General features: G+C 70.5%; 16 protein-coding genes. 5 read left to right on the top strand and 11 right to left on the bottom strand.

Going from position 1 to position 17,120, the window contains the following annotated elements; translation table 11 throughout:
* Nucleotides 1-45: 45 nt before the first annotated feature.
* The 9 genes from manA to EFL26_RS24865 all read right to left on the bottom strand — a co-directional run bounded on the left by manA (nt 46) and on the right by EFL26_RS24865 (nt 10,360).
* On the bottom strand, nt 46-1,233 hold the full coding sequence (gene manA, locus EFL26_RS00490; protein ID WP_123220928.1) for a mannose-6-phosphate isomerase, class I: 1,188 nt from the start codon (nt 1,231-1,233) through the stop codon (nt 46-48).
* 125 nt (nt 1,234-1,358) lie between these two features.
* The gene (locus EFL26_RS00485) at nt 1,359-3,743 is read right to left on the bottom strand and encodes a beta strand repeat-containing protein (protein WP_123220927.1); all 2,385 of its coding nucleotides are present in this window, start codon (nt 3,741-3,743) and stop codon (nt 1,359-1,361) included.
* 1 nt (nt 3,744) lies between these two features.
* A complete protein-coding gene (locus tag EFL26_RS00480) occupies nt 3,745-4,965 on the bottom strand; it encodes an Ig-like domain-containing protein (RefSeq protein WP_123220926.1) in 1,221 nt (406 codons plus the stop codon).
* A gap of 86 nt (nt 4,966-5,051) precedes the next feature.
* Nucleotides 5,052-5,534, bottom strand: a complete 483-nt coding sequence (locus EFL26_RS00475) for a hypothetical protein (protein ID WP_148046585.1) — start codon at nt 5,532-5,534, stop codon at nt 5,052-5,054.
* 389 nt (nt 5,535-5,923) lie between these two features.
* Nucleotides 5,924-6,883, bottom strand: coding sequence for a CAF17-like 4Fe-4S cluster assembly/insertion protein YgfZ (ygfZ, locus tag EFL26_RS00470; RefSeq protein WP_123221195.1), 960 nt, complete (start codon nt 6,881-6,883; stop codon nt 5,924-5,926).
* A 200-nt stretch (nt 6,884-7,083) separates the two neighbouring features.
* Nucleotides 7,084-9,126: a PKD domain-containing protein gene (locus EFL26_RS00465; RefSeq protein WP_183407968.1), complete on the bottom strand. Its 2,043-nt coding sequence runs from the start codon at nt 9,124-9,126 to the stop codon at nt 7,084-7,086.
* Between the two features lie 155 nt (nt 9,127-9,281).
* Nucleotides 9,282-9,722, bottom strand: coding sequence for a Fur family transcriptional regulator (locus EFL26_RS00455; RefSeq protein WP_123220922.1), 441 nt, complete (start codon nt 9,720-9,722; stop codon nt 9,282-9,284).
* A gap of 4 nt (nt 9,723-9,726) precedes the next feature.
* Complete coding sequence (locus EFL26_RS00450; protein WP_123220921.1) at nt 9,727-10,227, bottom strand: heme-binding beta-barrel domain-containing protein; 501 nt, start codon at nt 10,225-10,227, stop codon at nt 9,727-9,729.
* A gap of 1 nt (nt 10,228) precedes the next feature.
* Nucleotides 10,229-10,360, bottom strand: coding sequence for a hypothetical protein (locus EFL26_RS24865; protein ID WP_281273642.1), 132 nt, complete (start codon nt 10,358-10,360; stop codon nt 10,229-10,231).
* A 41-nt stretch (nt 10,361-10,401) separates the two neighbouring features.
* Here EFL26_RS24865 and EFL26_RS00445 point away from each other — a divergent pair, with 41 nt between their 5' ends.
* Nucleotides 10,402-10,761 carry a DsrE family protein gene (locus EFL26_RS00445; RefSeq protein ID WP_123220920.1) on the top strand — a complete coding sequence of 120 codons (360 nt, stop codon included), beginning with the start codon at nt 10,402-10,404 and terminating at the stop codon, nt 10,759-10,761.
* A gap of 7 nt (nt 10,762-10,768) precedes the next feature.
* Here the strand turns inward: EFL26_RS00445 and EFL26_RS00440 are convergent, their stop codons facing one another.
* Nucleotides 10,769-11,731, bottom strand: a complete 963-nt coding sequence (locus EFL26_RS00440) for a DUF1707 domain-containing protein (protein WP_123220919.1) — start codon at nt 11,729-11,731, stop codon at nt 10,769-10,771.
* Between the two features lie 28 nt (nt 11,732-11,759).
* Complete coding sequence (locus EFL26_RS00435) at nt 11,760-12,587, bottom strand: beta-keto acid cleavage family enzyme (protein WP_123220918.1); 828 nt, start codon at nt 12,585-12,587, stop codon at nt 11,760-11,762.
* Between the two features lie 32 nt (nt 12,588-12,619).
* Between EFL26_RS00435 and dtd the strand changes: the two genes are divergently transcribed.
* From dtd to EFL26_RS00415, 4 genes are all read left to right on the top strand, one after another.
* Nucleotides 12,620-13,054, top strand: coding sequence for a D-aminoacyl-tRNA deacylase (dtd, locus tag EFL26_RS00430; RefSeq protein WP_123220917.1), 435 nt, complete (start codon nt 12,620-12,622; stop codon nt 13,052-13,054).
* Between the two features lie 152 nt (nt 13,055-13,206).
* The gene (locus tag EFL26_RS00425; protein ID WP_148046584.1) at nt 13,207-14,574 is read left to right on the top strand and encodes a tyrosine-protein kinase domain-containing protein; all 1,368 of its coding nucleotides are present in this window, start codon (nt 13,207-13,209) and stop codon (nt 14,572-14,574) included.
* A gap of 51 nt (nt 14,575-14,625) precedes the next feature.
* On the top strand, nt 14,626-15,954 hold the full coding sequence (locus EFL26_RS00420) for an O-antigen ligase family protein (protein WP_148046583.1): 1,329 nt from the start codon (nt 14,626-14,628) through the stop codon (nt 15,952-15,954).
* A complete protein-coding gene (locus tag EFL26_RS00415; RefSeq protein WP_123220914.1) occupies nt 15,951-16,751 on the top strand; it encodes an FkbM family methyltransferase in 801 nt (266 codons plus the stop codon). The genes EFL26_RS00420 and EFL26_RS00415 overlap by 4 nt, the downstream gene beginning before the upstream one ends.
* Nucleotides 16,752-17,120 lie beyond the last annotated feature (369 nt).

The following is a 17,120-nucleotide window of genomic DNA, read 5'->3' as shown; positions in this document are numbered from 1 at the left end:
TCGGCACCCAGACCTCACTCGGTTGCTGGAAGCCTGCCGAAGTCCTCAGAGGACGTCGACGAGCCGCGAGTGCACCGCGCGCGACCGCGGCACGTAGGCCTGCGCGACCTCGCCCAGTCCCTGCACCACCGGGCGGCGGTCCTCGGCGCCGAGGTAGACAGACTCGCCGCGGTGCAGGGTGAACTTGTCACCGGCGTCGGAGCTGATCACCACCTCGCCCCCGGTGCAGATCACCACACTCTCCTCGGCGCGGATCAGCTCGACGCCCTCGGGGGCGGCGTGGGAGATCTGGGTGACCGCCAGAGCGAACTCGACGTCGGCCGGCGAGAACACTTCGGTGTCGCTCTCCACGAAGTCCGGCGTGACTCGGGCCACGCGCGCCATGCCGATGTCGAGGCAGGCGACCAGACCGCTGGGGTCGACGTGCTTGGAGGTCAGTCCCGCCCGCAGCACGTTGTCGGACGTGGCCATCACCTCCAGACACAGACCGCTGAGGTGGGCGTGCATCACGCCGGTCTCCAGGTACGCCGCCTCGCCCGGCTGCAGCGTCATCCGGTTCAGCATCAGCGAGATCACCACGCCGACGTCGTCCGGATGGTGCTCGGCGATCTCCACGACGGTGCGGTACGCGCGCTTGATGTCCATCCCGAGAGCCGACAGCGCTCGACAGGCGCCGACGATCTGGTGCACCTCGGAGGCGTCGATGTCCGAGCTCAGCAGCCACTCGACGCGGCGCACGATCCCGGCGAAGCCCGGGTCGGCGCGGAGGTCGTCGGCCAGCCGCTGGCTCAGAGGGGTGTCCAAGGGGCTCAGGACGCGGAGGATCTCCGCGGTCGGACGGAAGCCGATCAGGCTGTCGAACGTGCTCAGTGCGTAGACCATCTCCGGCTTGTGGTTGCGATCGCGGTAGACCCGCTGCGGTGCGTCCAGGGGGATGCCCGCCGCGTTCTCTCGATCGAACCCCGTTTCCGCAAGCGAGCGTGACGGGTGGACCTGCAACGACAGCGGCCGGTCGGCAGCGAGCAGCTTCAGCATGAACGGCAGCTCGCCGGTGAGGTCGGCGAGCGGTCGCTCGCGTCCCTCGGCGTCGACCGCCGTTGAGGGCTTGAGAGGGTGGGTGCCGATCCACATCTCCGCCACCGGGGCGCCAGAGGCCTTGTCGCCGAGGAACCGCGGGATGGCGTCGGCCGATCCCCAGTCGTAGTTCTGAACGCCGTTGCGGAGCCGATGCATGGGGTCAGGGTAGAGGAGCACTAGTCGCGAGCGGCCTGCCGTTCAGCGCAGGGTCAGCGGAGTGGGCTTCTGGCATGCGCCCACCTGAGGATCCCGTTGGGCAGCCCACCCGAGCGACCAACCGTTCAGGCGCCCTTCTTGATCGTGACCGTGAGGGAAGAAGAGAGAGGGGAAGAGGTCGCTATCAGCCTGTCGTTGTAGCTCGCGGTGCCCTCGGCGAGCTTGACCGTCCACGTCGACGTCTTCGTGCCTGCCAAGATCTTCAGCGGAGCGGTCCCAGTCGTTGAGTAGGTTCCACCGTCGGGGTTGCTCATGCTGACCGTGGTGTCTGTCCCGAGACTGCCGAGGTTTCCATACGCGTCCACGAGGCTCACGTTGGCTGTGACTGATCCGTTGTTGCCTAGCGATGCGATCGTGCAGTTCGTGTAGCAGGCCGTGACGGAGCTCCCACTGCCGCCGAACACCATGTTCGTGTAGGCCAGTCCGCTCACCGCGGCGTTGTTGACGTTGACCGTCGCCTGTCCGCTGATGGAGCCGTCTGAAACGGTGAGCGTCCGACTGGCGCCGGCAGTGGTGAGCGTGACCAGAACGTTCGTCGCCACACCGCTGGTGAATGTCGCGGATGCCTGCAGCGTCGGCGCTACGCCGCTCGGTGAGGTCGCAGTCGCGGCACCCGACCATGTGAGGGACTTCGTTCCCGTGTACGACGTGTCGGTCGTCGTGCCGTCGGCGAGCTTGGCGGTGATGGTGAGCGAGAGGTTCGATCCGGCAGTAACCGTCGCCGGCGACGGGCTCACGGTGAACTGCGTGGCGCTTGCTGGGACATTGACGACCTGACTGACGGCTGTCGAGGCCGAGCCGAGGTAGTCGGTGGTGCCGGCGTACGTGGCGACGATCGACTTCGTTCCGCTGGTGCTGAACGTCGTCTGGCACGTGGCAACACCTGATCCGTTGAGCGTCTGCGAGCCGCCCGTGCAGGTGATCGCCAATCCCCCGCTCGTGAACGAGACCGTGCCGGTCGGTGTTCCGGTTCCGGGGTTGACCGCGGTCACGGTGGCCGTGAAGGTCACGTTCTGGCCGGTCACCGAGGGGTTCGGCGCGGACGTGAGGCTGGTCGTCGTGCTCGCAGCCGAGACCACCTGCGTGATCGACGACGACGTCGAGGTGGTGAAGTCAGCCGTGCCGGCGTACACCGCGGTGATCGGGTGCGACCCCACCGACGGAGTGACCACGCAGGTGGCCGCGCCGGCACTGAGGGTCTGGGCACCGCAGCCCGAAATGACGGTGCCGCCGTCCTTGAAGGCCACCGTGCCCGCGGGGGTGCCGGCGCCGGGAGACACCGGCGCGACCGAGGCGGTGTAGGTCACGGACTGACCGGTCACCGACGAGAGTCCGGAGGAGCTCACCGTCGTCGTCGTGCTTGCGCTGTTCACGTTCTGGCTCAGGGACGCCGAGGACGAGGTCAGGTAGTTGGTGCTGCCGCTGTAGGTGGCGACCACCGACTTCCCCCCGGCGGAGCTGAACGGCACCTGGCAGGTGGCGACACCCGACCCGTTGAGGGTTTGTGCGCCTCCGGTGCAGCTGAGCGTGGTGGCGCCGTCCTGGAACGCAACGGTGCCCGTCGGGGTTCCCGACCCCGGAGCCGCGGCAGCCACCGTTGCGGTGAAGGTGACCGACTGACCCGTCACCGACGGGTTGGTGGACGACGCGAGGGTGGTCGTGGTGCTGGCCGCGTTGATGACCTGCGAGAGAGCAGGCGAGGTGGAACCGGTGAAGACACCCGCGCCGCCGTACACCGCGGTCACCGAGTGGGTGCCCACGCCGGGGTAGCTCAGGGAGCACGTGGCGGTGCCTCCACTCAGCGTCTGGTTGCCACCCGTGCAGGTGATCGTGGACGACCCGTCCTTGAAGGTGACGCTGCCGGTCGGCTTGGTCGCACCCGTCGCCTGCGTCACCGTTGCGGTGTAGGTCACCGTCTGGCCGACGACCGCGGGGTTGGCCGACGACGTGACTGACGTGGTTGTGGCGATCGTGTTGGTCACGGTCACCGGCGCGGACGCGGTCCCGGCTGCGGTCCAGCCGCCCCGGATGGAGGTCACCACGTAGGTGTAGGTGCCGTCGGGCACCGACGTGTCCGAGCACGACGTCCCCGTCACGAGGATGGTGCCGGTGCCGCAGACGCTGACCGACGACCCACCCAGCACCCGGGAGACCGTGTAACCCGACGGGGCGACACCGGTGGTGGGTGCGTTCCAGGAGACGCTCACGGCGCCGGACCCGGCCGTGGTGGAGGCCGTCGTACCGGTGGGCGCAGACAGCGTTCCGGTGGAGGCGGTCGCGGTCCCGGTGCCGGTCGAGCTCCAAAAGGCGAAGGCGATGCCCGTGGTGAGCGCGACGAATCCGGTGACGACTGCGAGCGCGACCGACGTGCGCCTGGCGTCCCGTCGCCCACGCCGGATCAGCCGACCGAGGAGGCCGGGGGTCGCGTCGCGCTTCATGTGATCGGACATGTCAGTTCGTCGCCGTTCCGGAGTACGACAGGGCGAAGGACTTGTTCTTGCAGACGTCCTGGTTCACCGTCGGAAGGTCCTTCAGGCGCATCTGGGGGGCACTCACGCCCTGCGCCGGCAGCGTGACACTGCCGTTGGCCGGGACGATCAGCGTGTTGCTGCCGGAGATGTTGGACTGCTCGAACTCCAGGTTCGGCGCCGTGAGACACCCCGACGGGGTGCTGTCTGGTGCCGCGGTGACCTGCAGGGCGGAGACGTAGATCGGCACCGAGTTCGGGTTGGTCACCGTGACCGCGATCGTCTTCCAGACCCCGATGACCAGGGCTGACACCGATCCGCTGATCTGGAACGGGACGCCCGAGCTGGGCAGCCCCTTCTCGTACTTGAAGGTGTACTGGGTCGCGGCCGACGTGTTGCCGGCGGCGTCGCGGGACCGCACGGCAAACTGGTGCTGCCCGTAGTTGTTGGTGCCGATCACCCAGCGGTAGGGGCTGGTGCAGGGCGACCAGGCGCCGTTCTCCAGGGAGCACTCCGAGGTTGCCCCCGACTCGGCGACGGTCCACGCGAAGTCGTTGGTGGCGTTCGTCGTGGGGTTGGACGGCTTCGTCGTCAACGACGGTGCCGGCGGGGCGATCGTGTCGACGCGCCACGACGAGGCGGCAGGGTTCCCGACGTTGCCGGCGGCGTCCGTCGCGCGCACGGCGAAGGTGTGGTTGCCCTGCGCGAGGCTCGAGTACGACGTCGGGCTGGTACAGGGGGCGTACGCCGCGCCGTCGAGCGAGCAGGAGTAGCGCAGGCCGGCTTCCGGGCCCGAGAAGGAGAACAAGGCCGAGCTCGAGCTGGCGAGGGCGGCCGGAGCCGAGGTGATCGTCGGCTGGGCGGGTGCGACGTTGTCGACGGTCCAGCCGAAGCTGGTCGGGGCGCTCGTCTCGCCCGCCTTGACCGACACCACGTTGAACACGTGGGAGCCATCAGCGAGCGAGGAGTAGGTCTGGGGGCTGGCGCAGGTGACGGTGGCCGCGCCGTCGAGGCCGCACTTGAAGGTGGCGCCCGAGGGGCCGGTGAAGGCGAAGGTCGCGGTGCGGCTGGTGGTGGCGGCCGCGGGACCGCTGGTGATGGTGGGCGAGGCGAGCGACGCCTTCGAGAAGGCCGCGGTCACGCCGAGGGCGCCGAGCATGCCGACAGCCACGACGAGCACCACGATCAGGCGCTTGTTCGTCATGGCTGTCATCCCCCGGGTCGTTGGCTGGTCGTTGGTCGAGCAAGGATCCGGTGGGCGGAGGCGACGCCTCCGCCCACCGGTCAGCGTCAGCTGGCGACGTAGTGGATCGTCACGTCGGCGCTCTTGCAGGCGTTCTGCGGGCTGCCCGTGTTGTTGAACTGAATCGTGCCCGTGGCGTCGTCGTCGGTACCTGCCGCCAGGTCCTGGCCCGTCCAGGTGAGGGCCACAGCGTCGTCGGCGATGCTCGGCGCAGCCGACCCATTCAGCAGGAAGTCGGCGCCGGTGCAGCCCGACTTGTTCGTAGTGATGTAGGCCTTCACCGTGCTGACGTAGGCCGACTCACCGGAGTCGTTGGTCACGGTCACGGTCAGCGGCTGCGACGAGTCACCCGGGTACATCGAATTGAGCGTGGCCGTGCTGAACGACAGCTGGTTGCTCACGCCGGCGGTCGTGCTGCCGGTGCCGGAGCCCGAGCCGGAGGTGGTCCAGTACGCGAACGCCACGCCACCGATGGCGAGGGCACCGACGGTGCTGCCGGCAACGACTGCAAATTTACGGGACTTACGCATCGCAAGTTCCCCCTTCGTGATCAGTGGTCAACCCCCCGTTGGAGTGACGCGGTGACTACGAGAACACGGACGAAAGCCCGGAAAAAGGTGATGTGCGCAGGTGGTCACCTCGGCACTCCGACGTAGTCATTTCGGGCCAGTCCGATTCGGCACGGTCCCCAAGAAGGGGACCCACCCGGTTGGTGATTCCGACAGACGTAACAGCCGACCCAAAAGGGACGTGGACTCCCGAAACGGACAATCCGACCAGGTACGCGCGCAGACTGCCTGTCTAGCCCAGCTCGGGGGCCCAGGAGCGCAGTGACCGGCCCCCAACCGCCTCGATGCCGCACGAAACAGGCACTTTCCGCGGTTGGTGGACCCACGGGTCCGGCGCAGGTGCGGCCGATTCAGCCGAGCTTGGGGCGCGCGTGCAGACCGACCTCGGGGTCGACGACGACCTCCTGGGCGGCCGGGATGCCGTCCACGTCGAGGACGGCCTCGACCGGTACGGCGCGCTTGACCAGGCCCAGCGCGATCGGGCCTAGCTCGTGGTGGCGGGCGGAGGATCCGACGAAGCCGACGTCGCGGCCGTCGTACCGCAACGGGGTGCCGGCCTCGGGGAGCCGGTTGACCGAACCGTCGAGGTGCAGCATCGTCAGCCGGCGCGGCGGCCGACCGAGGGTGTGCACGCGGGCCACGGTCTCCTGGCCGCGGTAGCAGCCCTTGTCGAGGTGCACCGCGGACCACGCCTCGTCGGTGATCCAGCCGACCTCGTTCGGGATCGTGCGCGCGTCGGTGTCGATGCCGAAGCGCGGCTCGCCCCGGGCGATCCGCAGGGCCTCGAAGGCCCACAGGCCGGCCGGGGGTCCCGCGGCCTCGGCGTACGCCGCGAGCCGGTCGCGCGGCACCAGGTCGTAGCCGCTCGCGGGCCGCCAGGCCACCGCGATGTCGGCCGTCGCGTCGGTCACCTCGACGCGCATCATGAACCGCATCCGGTCCAGCCAGTCGACCAGCGCCGACGCGGTGCCGGGCTCGACGTGCGCGGTGAAGACCTCGCCGTCGTCGACGGCGTACAGGGCGTGCTCGACATGGCCCTGCGGGGAGAGCACGAGGGCCACCGTCGGCCGGCCCGGCTGCAGGTGGGTGAGGTGCTGCGTGGTCAGGCTGTGCAGCCACTCGAGGCGGTCGGGTCCGGTGACCCGGACGACGCCGCGGTGGGAGAGGTCGACGAATCCCTCGCCGGCCTCGAGGGCTCGCTGCTCGAGGTTGAAGGAGCCGTAGTGCGCCGCGACCGGCGCGTCGATCCCGGCGCCGGCGACGGCACCCGGGAGCGCGAGCAGCGGGCTGGCCGGCTCCTTCTCACTCATGTCCATCCCAACAGTGTGCCGGTCGGGCCCATTCCTGCGCGCTCGGGGGTTTCGAGGCTCGCTGGCGGGGTTCCTGAGCCTGCCGAAGGGCTCGCACCTCAACCAACCAGACGCGAGTCGGCGGTCGGGCCAACAAGAGGTCGAGCCTGCCGAAACCGGAGCGGTCTCGGCAGGCTCGACCTCCGACTGCTGGTGCTACCTCACTTCTTGTTCAGGCTGAACTGCGCCGAGGTCGACGCGCCCAGGTACTTGCCCGCGTCGCCGGCCCACGAGGCCGTCAGCGGGTAGTAGCCGGGCTTCTGGTTCAGCACGATCTGACCCGAGGCCACACCGCTGCTGTTGGTCGTGGCCGTCATCGACTGGCTGCCGATGACGATCGTGACCGGGTAGCCGGCCAGCGGGCGACCGAGTGCGTCGAGCACCTTCGCGGAGACCGCGGTCGCCTTGTTCGGCGCACCGGTGAGACCGCCGGTGTAGGTGATCGTGCTGGCCATCGCCGAGACCGTGAACGGCGTGGTGGCGCTGGTGTCGGCGTCGTACAGCGACGAGCCGGCGTACGCCGCCGACACGGTGTGGCTGCCGGCCGTGCGCGTGACCACGTAGTCCAGGCTGGCGTGCCCGGAGCCGTTGGTGAGCGCGGTGCCGACCACGGTGCCGTCGACGCTGAACGCGACCGGGGCGTTGTTGATCGGCGTCCCGAACTCGTCCTGCAGCGACGCGGTCAGCGTGCTCGTGCTGCTGTACGCCGCCGCTTGCGGACCCGTGTAGGCCAGCGTGGTGGCGTGCGTCCGGACGTGCACGGTGAAGGTCTTCAGCGTGCAGGCACCGTCCTTGTCGCACACGTTGACGGTCGGCGCGCGGTCACCGGGGGTCGTCCACGAGTGCGACTCCGACGGCCCGCCGTTGTCGATGGAGTCACCGTCGGCGAAGTCCCAGTCGTAGGTGAGGGTCGACTGGTCGGCCGCGCCCGGGTCGACGGCCTGGGCCTTCAGGGTCAGCGGCTTGCCCCAGGCGACCGTGACCGGAGCACCCGGCACGACCGTCACGTTCGGGGCGGCGTTGGAGACGTGGACCGTGAAGTCCTCCGTGTCCGTGAGCCCGGTGCTGTCGGTGAAGACGACCTGGCCGGTGTAGACCCCGTTGTCGGCGTACGTGTGCTGCGGGGTGGCCGTGTGGCCGTTCCCGCCGTCACCGAAGTCCCAGGTGTAGGTGCCGCCGGCCGCGCACGGCCCGGTCGCACTGGTGGAGAACTGGATCGGCGAGCCCTCGACGCCGTCGGGTGCAGAGACCGCCCCCAGCGTGGGCGCGATGTTGTTGGGCTTGATCGCACCCATGTCGACGGAGCCACCCGGACCGGCCATGGTCACGGACGTGTTCGTCGTCGCGACCGGGAACGTGTCCGAGGCCAGCTCGACATAGATGCCGGGGATCGCGGTGATCGGGTTGGGGATGATCACACCCGCCGACAGCTCGACGCTGCTCACCACGTGCAGGCCCGGGGAGGCGGAGAAGTCGCCGAGCGCGTAGCTCAGCGAGTCGCCGGTCCCGGTCTTGCAGCCGACCAGCAGCGGGTCGACGACGGCGCCCTCCGGAAGGTTCAGGGCGTTGGTCCCGAGCGTCTGACCGCCGGCCGAGGCGGTGCGCAGGGTCGCCAGCTGGTCGGGGGTGACGGTGACGTCCGCGACCATCTTGCCGTGCACGTACGGCGTGCCGAGCGCCGCCGACCCGAGGTCGAACAGGTCGACCGAGCTGCTCTCGAGGTGGCAGGTGTACGCCGCCCCGCTGGTCTTCAGGTCGCAGGTGCCGCTCGCGGTCAGGCTCACCGGGCCGAACCCGATGCTCAGCGTACCGAGCCCCTCGCTGCTGGCGTCGAGGCTCCCGGTGCCGCTCACCGAGTAGGTGACGCTCATCGTCCCGGACGCGGAGCGGTTGTAGTCGTCGCTCGGGTCGAGGTGCCGGCCCTGACGGACGTCGTCGGGGTTCCAGCTGACCGCCACCGCGGCGGCCTGGCTCCAGTCGAGCGAGGCGCTGGCGGTCAGCGACCCGGAGAGGGCACCGCTGCTGGCGGTCGCGGTGACGCTGCCCAGCGAGCCGCTGCCGTGGAGCGTGGTCGGGACGGAGCTGGTGTCCGCGGACGCGGGCGCCGCGAGCGCGACGACCCCGCCGAGGGCGAGTGCGAGCACGGCCGTCAGGCCGGTCCCGCGACGGCCGAGCCCGGCCGTGCGTGTGGATGTTGGTGTCATGCGTGGACCTCCGTTGAGGCAGGCCGACACGAGTCCGGCCTGCGGGTGTGTGTCACACCGCAGGGAGCGACCGCACCGGTGGGCAGATACGCCGCTGCCGGGAACGTCCCCTTTTCAGGGCCGCATTCGTTCAGTGCCTAGGTCGTGGACCGGGGTCAGCCGCCGGCGCAGTCCGCGCAGGTGCCGAAGACGGTCAGGTGTCCGTAGTCCGGCGAGAATCCGTGGCGCGCCGCCAGCGGGCCGAGCGCGGACTCCATGTCCGTGCGCTCGACGCTGATCACCCGTCGGCAGCCGCGACAGACGAGGTGGGAGTGCTCGTGGCCCGAGGTCGCGTGGTACGTCGGTGCCCGGTCGCTGAGGTGGGCGTGGTGGATGAGCCCGAGCTCGTCGAGCAGCTCGAGGGTGCGGTAGACCGTCGAGAGGTTGATCGCCGAGGAGTGCGTGCGCACCTCGGCGTACACCTCGTCAGGGGTGGCGTGCCCGAGTGTCTCGACCGCCGCGAGGACCAGCTCGCGCTGCGGGGTGAGCCGGTGACCGCTCTCGCGCAGGCGGGCCTGCCAGGCGGCGCCTGGCGGTGAGCCCTCGCCCGACGTCACGACGTCACTGCCGTTTCAGCTGGGCGTGCGTGTGCGGTTGGAGCTCGTGTCCCATCGCCGCCATGTCGAAGGCGTACAGCAGGTCGCCGTTGACGTAGCCGTAGAGCCGCTTGCCGCCGGTGTACTCCTTGGCGGTCGCGGTCCGCGCGACGGCGTCGGTGACGATCTCGAACCGGGGCTGCTCGGGGTGCAGCTCGCCGTGCCAGATCTCGGCGTACCCGAGGTTGTGGGTGAGCACGACCTCGAGGGTGCCGTCGGCCTGCGGCCTCAGGAAGCCGGTCTCCTGGGCCGCCTCGCGCACGTGGTTGCCCTGCTCGTCGACGATCCACGACCGGCTCATGTAGTGGATGAACGGGCGACCGTCCTGCTGGAAGAGGATCTCCTGCCCGAACTGGAAGCTGTCGATGCCGGGGTACTCACCATGGCCGTTGCCGGCCCAGGTGCCGATCAGCCAGGCCAGCGGAGCGCAGTTCGGGTGGATGTTCTGCGGGATCTCGAACGGCACGTCAGTCGTCTCCGGGTCGGCGCTGGGTGGGGTCGGGTGCGGTGAGCGTGAGCAGGTGGCGTGCGGCGAGCAGCGCCCAGAGCGCGAACCCGAGCAGCACGGCCACCGTCACGGCCACGAAGAAGGCCTCCACGCGGTCAGTGTAGGAGGAGCGCCGCGGACTAGGGTCGTGCCATGCGGAGCCTGGTGATCAAGTGCACGGCCGGCGGCGACGACCCGGAGCGCTGCAACCAGGCGTTCAGCGTGGCCGCTGCCGCGGTGGCCGCGGGTGCCGACGTGAGCCTGTGGCTGACCGGCGAGGCCGCGTGGTTCGGCATGCCCGGACGCGCCGAGGAGTTCGTCCTCCCCCTGGCCGGGTCGCTCGCGGAGTCCCGCGACCTGGTGCTCGAGCACGGCCGGTTGACCGTCTGCTCCCAGTGCGCGGCCCGCCGCGGGATCACCGAGGCCGACCTCGTCGAGGGTGCCCGGGTCGCGGGCGCGGCGTCGTTCGCCGAGGAGATCCTCGCCGACGGGGTGCAGGCGCTGGTCTACTGACCCGCGGTCAGGAGCCGTAGGGGAAGGCCCGCTCGACCGTCCCGTCGAGCCGCGTCGCGAGGTAGCCGGACTCGCCGTACTGGTTGGACACGTGGATGTCGACGCTCGGCACCGCGTCGGACGGTGCGTACTGCCGGACGATCACGTACGTCGTCGTGGGGTTCTCGACCTTCAGCGTGCGCCGGGCCCGGGCAACGTTGCGGACCAGCGCGGGGACGTCGAGCCGGGTGAGGTCGACCGGCTGGGCGCCGGGGAAGTCGGCGCCGACCCCGCCGAAGTCGGTCCAGCCCGGACCGGGTCGGAAGAGGTACCCGGCGTGCCGGTGGGGCCCGCCGTGCGGCACCTGCACCACCACGTAGTCGTCGTAGAGGGTGAGGTCGGTCGCGAGCGTGGTGCCGAACCGGTTCTGGTAGTCGGCGAGGAAGCCGCGGATGCCCGGCCCGGTCAGCCCGTACGTCGACGCCGGAGCCGAGGTGTCGCCGGTGGGACTCGCCGACGGCGAGTCGTGGCCCGGCTGCTGGCCTGTGTCCCCGGTCGGTGCGGGGGCCGGTGAGAACAGCTCACCGCCCGGGGAGGACGACGAACCCGAGGAGGAGAAGTACCTGGCTCCCAGCCCCACCAAGGCGAGCACGACGATCAGCGCGGCCACGACGCCGAAGGAGCGGGCCGTGCTCCTCGCCGCCTGCACCGAGGCCTGCGCGAGCTCCTCGGCCACGGGCTCGCCCGACGGCCCCGCGGGCGCTGTGACCCAGGGTGGCGCGGCGGTCGTGGAGGCCGGGAGGGCCGCCTCGAGCTGGTCGAGGTCACGGCCGATGAGGTCGAGCTCCGCCATGCTCTGGGCGGCGGCGACGTTCGCGAGCCGGATGTCCCGGTCGGCGGTGGTGATCCGACCCTGCTCGGCCGCGCGCCTGACCCGCGCGGCCAGGGGGTCCCGGTCACGCGCACCCGGTGTGCGGTGCGGGTCGTCCACGGCCGAAGCGTAGGGGCTTCCGGCAGTCTCAACCAGCGGTGAGGCCGAGCAGCGTGCGCGCCTCGTCGCCCGACATGGGGGTGCGCTGCGCGAGGCGGCCGAGCTCGGCGGCCCGGGCCACGAGCTGGTCGTTGTGCTCGACCGGGACGCCCTTGGCCAGGGTCAGCACGTCCTCCATGCCGACGCGCAGGTGGCCGCCCTTGCTCAGGCTGGCCAGCGCGACCGCGAGCGTGCTGCGGCCGATGCCGGTCGCCGACCAGCTCGTGGTCTCGGCCGGCAGGGCGGCGACCGCGGCGACGAGGGCGTCGGCGGTACCGGGCATCCCGCCGGGCACGCCCATGACCAGGTCGACGTGCACCTTGCCGCCGTACGGGAGGCCGTGCAGGCGGAGCAGCCGGTGGAGCGCCGCCACCTGCCCGAGGTCGAACAGCTCGAACTCCGGCACCACCTGGCGCTCCTGGCTGAGCTGGTACAGGTCGCACACGAACGGCCACGGGTTGAGGAACACGTCGTCACCGAAGTTCGTGGTGCCCATGGTGAGGCTGCACGAGTCCGGCGCGGCGTCGAGCACCTTGAGCCGGTCGTCGAGCGGGTCGTGCACCGAGCCACCGGTCGAGAGCTGGACCACCAGGCGGGTCGACTCGCGCAGCGCGGCGACCGTCTCGGTGAGCCGGCCGAGGTCGAGCGTCGGCCGGTGCTCGCCGTCGCGGATGTGCACGTGGATCATCCCGGCGCCCGCCGCCTCGCAGCGTTGCGCGGTCTCGACGAGCTCGGTCAGCGTGGTCGGCAGCTGGGGGCAGTCGTCCTTGGTCGTCTCCGCTCCCGTCGGCGCGACCGTGATCAGCAGGTCTCCCATGGGCGACAGCCAACCACGAATAGCCTCGGGCCATGCGAGCGGTGCTCCAGCGCGTCACACGGGCCTCGGTCACGGTCGACGACCGGGTCGTCGGTCACCTCGACGACCCCGGCCTGGTGGTCCTGGTGGGCATCACCCACGACGACGGCCCCGACGAGATCGCCTGGCTCGCGCGCAAGGTCCGTGAGCTGCGGATCATGCGCGAGGAACGGTCCGTCGCCGAGCTCGGCGCGAGCGTCCTGGTGGTCAGCCAGTTCACCCTGTACGGCGACGCCCGCAAGGGCCGCCGACCCACGTGGGCGGCCGCCGCGCCCGGGCCTGTCTCGGAGCCCCTGTACGACGCCCTCTGCGCCGAGCTCGAGCGTCTCGGCACGCCCGTGCAGCGCGGTGTCTTCGGGGCGCAGATGAGCCTGGAGCTCGTCAACGACGGTCCGGTGACGCTCGTCCTCGACTCCGCGAAACCCTGACGGCACGGGCCCATTTGGGGCGACACGTCACTTTTCGCCCGCCAGATCGTTCAACTGGCAGCCGCGTTCGGAACTCCGGCCGGTGAGACCCGCCGGTCCGTCTACACTCCGGGTGGTCGTACGGGTACCAGCTCCGAGCCAGAAAGTTCAGCGTGGATTTCAAGGAACTGCTGCGCATGGCGCAGCGTCGTTGGCTGACCATCGTGGTGTTCTTCCTCCTCGGTCTGGCCGGTGCCGGCGCGCTCACCTACACGCAGACGCCGCAGTACGAGTCGAACGCCCGGATCTTCATCTCCGTGGACACCTCCGGTGACAGCACCCAAGCCGCGCAGGGCGCCCTCTTCGGCATCAACCGGGTGCAGTCCTACGCACAGCTGGCGACCAGCCGCGAGGTGATGCAGCAGGTCATCTCGCGGTTGAACCTCAACCTGACGCCGAACCAGCTGGCCGGCAAGATCAGCTCGAGCGTCGCGACCGAGACCGTGATCATCGTCGTCAAGGTCACCGACCCCGACCCCGCCGTCGCCCAGCAGATCGCGAAGGCCGAGTCCGAGGTGATGACCAGCTTCATCTCCGACATCGAGACCTCGCCGGTCAAGGCGACGGTCGTCGACCCGGCGTCGTACAACGGCAACCAGGTGAGCCCGCAGCCGGTGCTCAACCTCGCGCTCGGCGCACTGATCGGACTCCTGGTCGGGCTGGGTGTCGCGTTGCTGCGGCACCTGCTCGACAACACCGTCTCCTCTCCCGAGGACGTCGAGCAGGCGGCCGAGGCGCCGGTGCTCGCGAGCATCGCCTACGACGGCGACGTCCCGAAGCACCCGCTGCTCACCGAGGCCGGCAGCCACGCGCCCCGCGTCGAGGCCTTCCGCCTCCTGCGCACGAACCTCCAGTTCCTCAACCTCGACACCCGTCCGCGCTCGCTGGTGATCACCAGCGCCGTCCCCGGCGAGGGCAAGACCTCCACCGCGACCAACCTCGCGATCGCCCTCGCCCAGACCGGCCAGCGCGTGCTGCTCGTCGACGGCGACCTCCGCCGGCCCAAGGTGGCCAGCGTGCTCGGCCTCGAGCGCTCCGTCGGCCTGACCACGGTGCTCGTCGGCCGCAGCGAGCTGCAGGAGAGCATCCAGAAGCACGCGGGCAGCGGCATCTACCTGCTGGCCAGCGGGCCGATCCCGCCGAACCCGACCGAGGTGCTGCAGTCCCACGCCGCGCAGTCGCTGTTCGACCGGCTGAACCAGATGTTCGACATGGTGATCATCGACGCGCCGCCGCTGCTTCCCGTCTCCGACGCCGCCATCATGGCGCGCGACGTCGACGGGGCGATCCTGGTCGTCCGCCACGGCAAGACCTCCAAGGAGCAGCTCCGCCAGGCACGGCTGCGGCTGGACCAGGTCGACGCGAACCTGTTCGGCGTCGCGGTCAACATGGCGCCGCGTCGCGGCAAGGGCGCCTACGGCTACGCCTACGGGTACGGCTACGAGTACAGCTACGAGCCCAAGCGGGCGAAGGCGAAGTGAACGACGCGGGGGCGCGGAGGCCGGCCAGCCGCCCGGAGTCCTGAGGCCGCGATGTCACGCGTTCTCGTGTACGCCGGCGCGGTGCTCGTGCTCCTCGCCGCCCTGGCCCTGAGCACGGGCGGGATGCAAGGGGCCCTGTTCGCCGTCGCCCTGATCGTGGCGTGCATCGTCCTCGTCGCCCTCGGGCCCGAGCGGGTCGGGATCCTCGCGCTGGGTGCGGCGTTCGCGACGGCGCCGATGTACAAGCGGCTGGCCCCGGCCGGCTCCGCGATCACCCCGACCGACCTCGCTCTCGTGCTCGGCTTCGCGCTGCTCCTGCCGCGCATGCTGCGCAACCGGTTCGACCTGCCGGTGCAGTACGTGCTCGCCGGCGGCGTCATCTTCGCGACCGGCCTGATCGGGTCGTTCGCCTCCGACCAGACCGCGGCCGCCCTGCTGGCCCTGGCGTTCTGGATGGCGACCATGTTCTTCCTGCTGGTCGGCGTCCACCTGTGGCGGCCGACGCCCGCGGAGATCAAGCTGATGGCGTGGCTGTTCGTCGGCGGCCAGGCGTTCAGCCTCGTCTACGGCATGGCCACCGGTGCGTCGTACGGCGGGCGCTTCTACGGGATGACCATCCACCCGAACTACTTCGCCGAGGCCGGACTGCTGTGCTTCGCGCTCCTGCTGCACATCTCCACCGTGACCACCCCGCAGCGCAAGTGGCTGGTGTGGGCCGCGATGGGCCTCTCGGTCTACACGATCTTCCTCAGCGGCAGCCGCGCCGGCTTCCTCGGCCTCGCCGCGATCCTCGCGCTCATGCCGGTGGTCGAGCGGTCCGCCCTGCGCGTGTACGCGCTGGCGCTCGGCGCGGCGGGCGCCGCGCTGTACGTCAGCCACGACACCGCGCTGCTGGACAAGGGACCGATCGGTCGTCTGCTCGGGCACGGCACGGCCTCCGGCTCGAACGCCGTGCGCACCCAGGGCTTGAACTACGGCTGGCACCGGTTCACCGACCACCCGCTCTCCGGTACCGGCCTCGTCGACCTGCTCGAGGTGCACAACAACTACCTCGAGGTGGCGATCGGCGTCGGCATCTTCGGGTTCGTGGCGTTCCTCGTGGTGCTCTACACCCTCGTCCGGCCGCTGCTGTTCAGCCTGCACCCGCTGCGCCGCCTGTGCTACCCGGTCTTCGCGTACGCCGTCTTCGGCGCCACCACGCCCAGCCTCTACGACCGCACGTTCTGGGTCGGGATGTGTCTGTGCATCGTGGCGGTGGTCGCCGAGAAGGAGTCACGTCGCGCCGGCCCCGCCGTCGACGCTCTGCCGGAACCGCCGCCCGCGCGTCCGCGGCTCACCCTCGTCGGGGCAGCACCCGACCACCTAGGAGGACCCCGATGAAGCGCTCCCTCGGCCTGGCCTCGCGCCGCGTGCGTCAGACCCCCCAGATCTTCGACAACCACGTGCGGGTGCTGTTCGACCTGGCCACCAACGCGGCGCCCTGGTCGCCGCCGGAGATCACCTTCAGGCTGCGCAACGGGTTGAGCATCACCAGCCCCAACGTCGCCGGTGCCCGCTTCCCGGTCTACGAGATCTTCGCCGACGACGTCTACGACCTCGGCTACCTGCTCGCCGACCTCCCCGCCGACCCGGTGGTGATCGACGCGGGCGGCCAGATCGGCTGCTTCACGCTGGCGGTGGCGCACGCAGCCCCGACCGCGCGGGTGCACACGTACGAGGCCTCGCCGACCACGGCGTCGTACCTGAGCCGCAACGTGGCCGCCAACCACCTCGACGGCCGCGTCACCGTGCACAACACCGCGCTCTCGGGCGAGGAGGGCACCTTCCAGCTCGTCGACAGCGGCACGGCCAGCAGCCACAACGGCCTCACCGCACCGGCCGGCTCGGGCCGCGAGGTGACCGTGCCGTGCACGACCTTCGACGCCGCGGTCGCAGCGGCGGGCGGACGCGTCGACCTGGTGAAGTTCGACATCGAGGGCGCGGAGTACGACACCATCTTCAACAGCTCGCCGGCCTCGTGGGCCGGTGTGCAGAAGGTCGTCATGGAGTACCACCCCGTGCCGGGCCGGACCCGCCAGGACCTCGAGGCCTTCTTCGCCGCGGTCGGCCTCTTCCCGCACCGCGACCTGCCCGCCGAGAAGCCGGGCCTGGGCAACCTCTGGCTCGAACGGCGCTGAGGGTCGGGCTGCTGCCACTGGTGGTTGAGGTACGAGCGTTAGCGAGCCTCGAAACCGCGCTGCTTGGCAGGGAAGGAGCCACCGCTGGTTGAGCTTGCCGAAACCACTCCGTCGGGTGGCGGTCGGTGCCGGCGGAAGGGCAGCGACGAGACAGCGCGCGACGAGTCTCGTCTTCGGCTGCCGGTGGGCGCCGGGGGACGGGCAGCGACGAAGGGATACGACGCGCGGCTGGGACTCGCGGTCGGGCGCGAGTCCCTCGGTGGTTGAGGTGCGAGCGCCAGCGAGCCTCGAAACCACGCTGCATGGCAGCCCAGCCCCACGGGGGTTGAGCCTGCCGAAACCACTCTCGGCCGGTGGCGGTCCGTGCCG

The sequence above is a fragment of the Nocardioides pocheonensis genome (assembly GCF_003725535.1).
Classification (GTDB): Bacteria; Actinomycetota; Actinomycetes; order Propionibacteriales; family Nocardioidaceae; genus Marmoricola; species Marmoricola pocheonensis.
This window is presented reverse-complemented; position numbering and strand designations above follow the sequence as displayed.

Bases quoted from the DNA above. Each gene is read 5' to 3' on its own strand.
- manA (WP_123220928.1), bottom strand. From the start codon at position 1,233: ATGCATCGGCTCCGCAACGGCGTTCAGAACTACGACTGGGGATCGGCC.
- EFL26_RS00485 (WP_123220927.1), bottom strand. From the start codon at position 3,743: ATGTCCGATCACATGAAGCGCGACGCGACCCCCGGCCTCCTCGGTCGG.
- EFL26_RS00480 (WP_123220926.1), bottom strand. From the start codon at position 4,965: ATGACGAACAAGCGCCTGATCGTGGTGCTCGTCGTGGCTGTCGGCATG.
- EFL26_RS00475 (WP_148046585.1), bottom strand. From the start codon at position 5,534: ATGCGTAAGTCCCGTAAATTTGCAGTCGTTGCCGGCAGCACCGTCGGT.
- ygfZ (WP_123221195.1), bottom strand. From the start codon at position 6,883: ATGAGTGAGAAGGAGCCGGCCAGCCCGCTGCTCGCGCTCCCGGGTGCC.
- EFL26_RS00465 (WP_183407968.1), bottom strand. From the start codon at position 9,126: ATGACACCAACATCCACACGCACGGCCGGGCTCGGCCGTCGCGGGACC.
- EFL26_RS00445 (WP_123220920.1), top strand. From the start codon at position 10,402: ATGCGGAGCCTGGTGATCAAGTGCACGGCCGGCGGCGACGACCCGGAG.
- EFL26_RS00435 (WP_123220918.1), bottom strand. From the start codon at position 12,587: ATGGGAGACCTGCTGATCACGGTCGCGCCGACGGGAGCGGAGACGACC.
- dtd (WP_123220917.1), top strand. From the start codon at position 12,620: ATGCGAGCGGTGCTCCAGCGCGTCACACGGGCCTCGGTCACGGTCGAC.
- EFL26_RS00420 (WP_148046583.1), top strand. From the start codon at position 14,626: ATGTCACGCGTTCTCGTGTACGCCGGCGCGGTGCTCGTGCTCCTCGCC.
- EFL26_RS00415 (WP_123220914.1), top strand. From the start codon at position 15,951: ATGAAGCGCTCCCTCGGCCTGGCCTCGCGCCGCGTGCGTCAGACCCCC.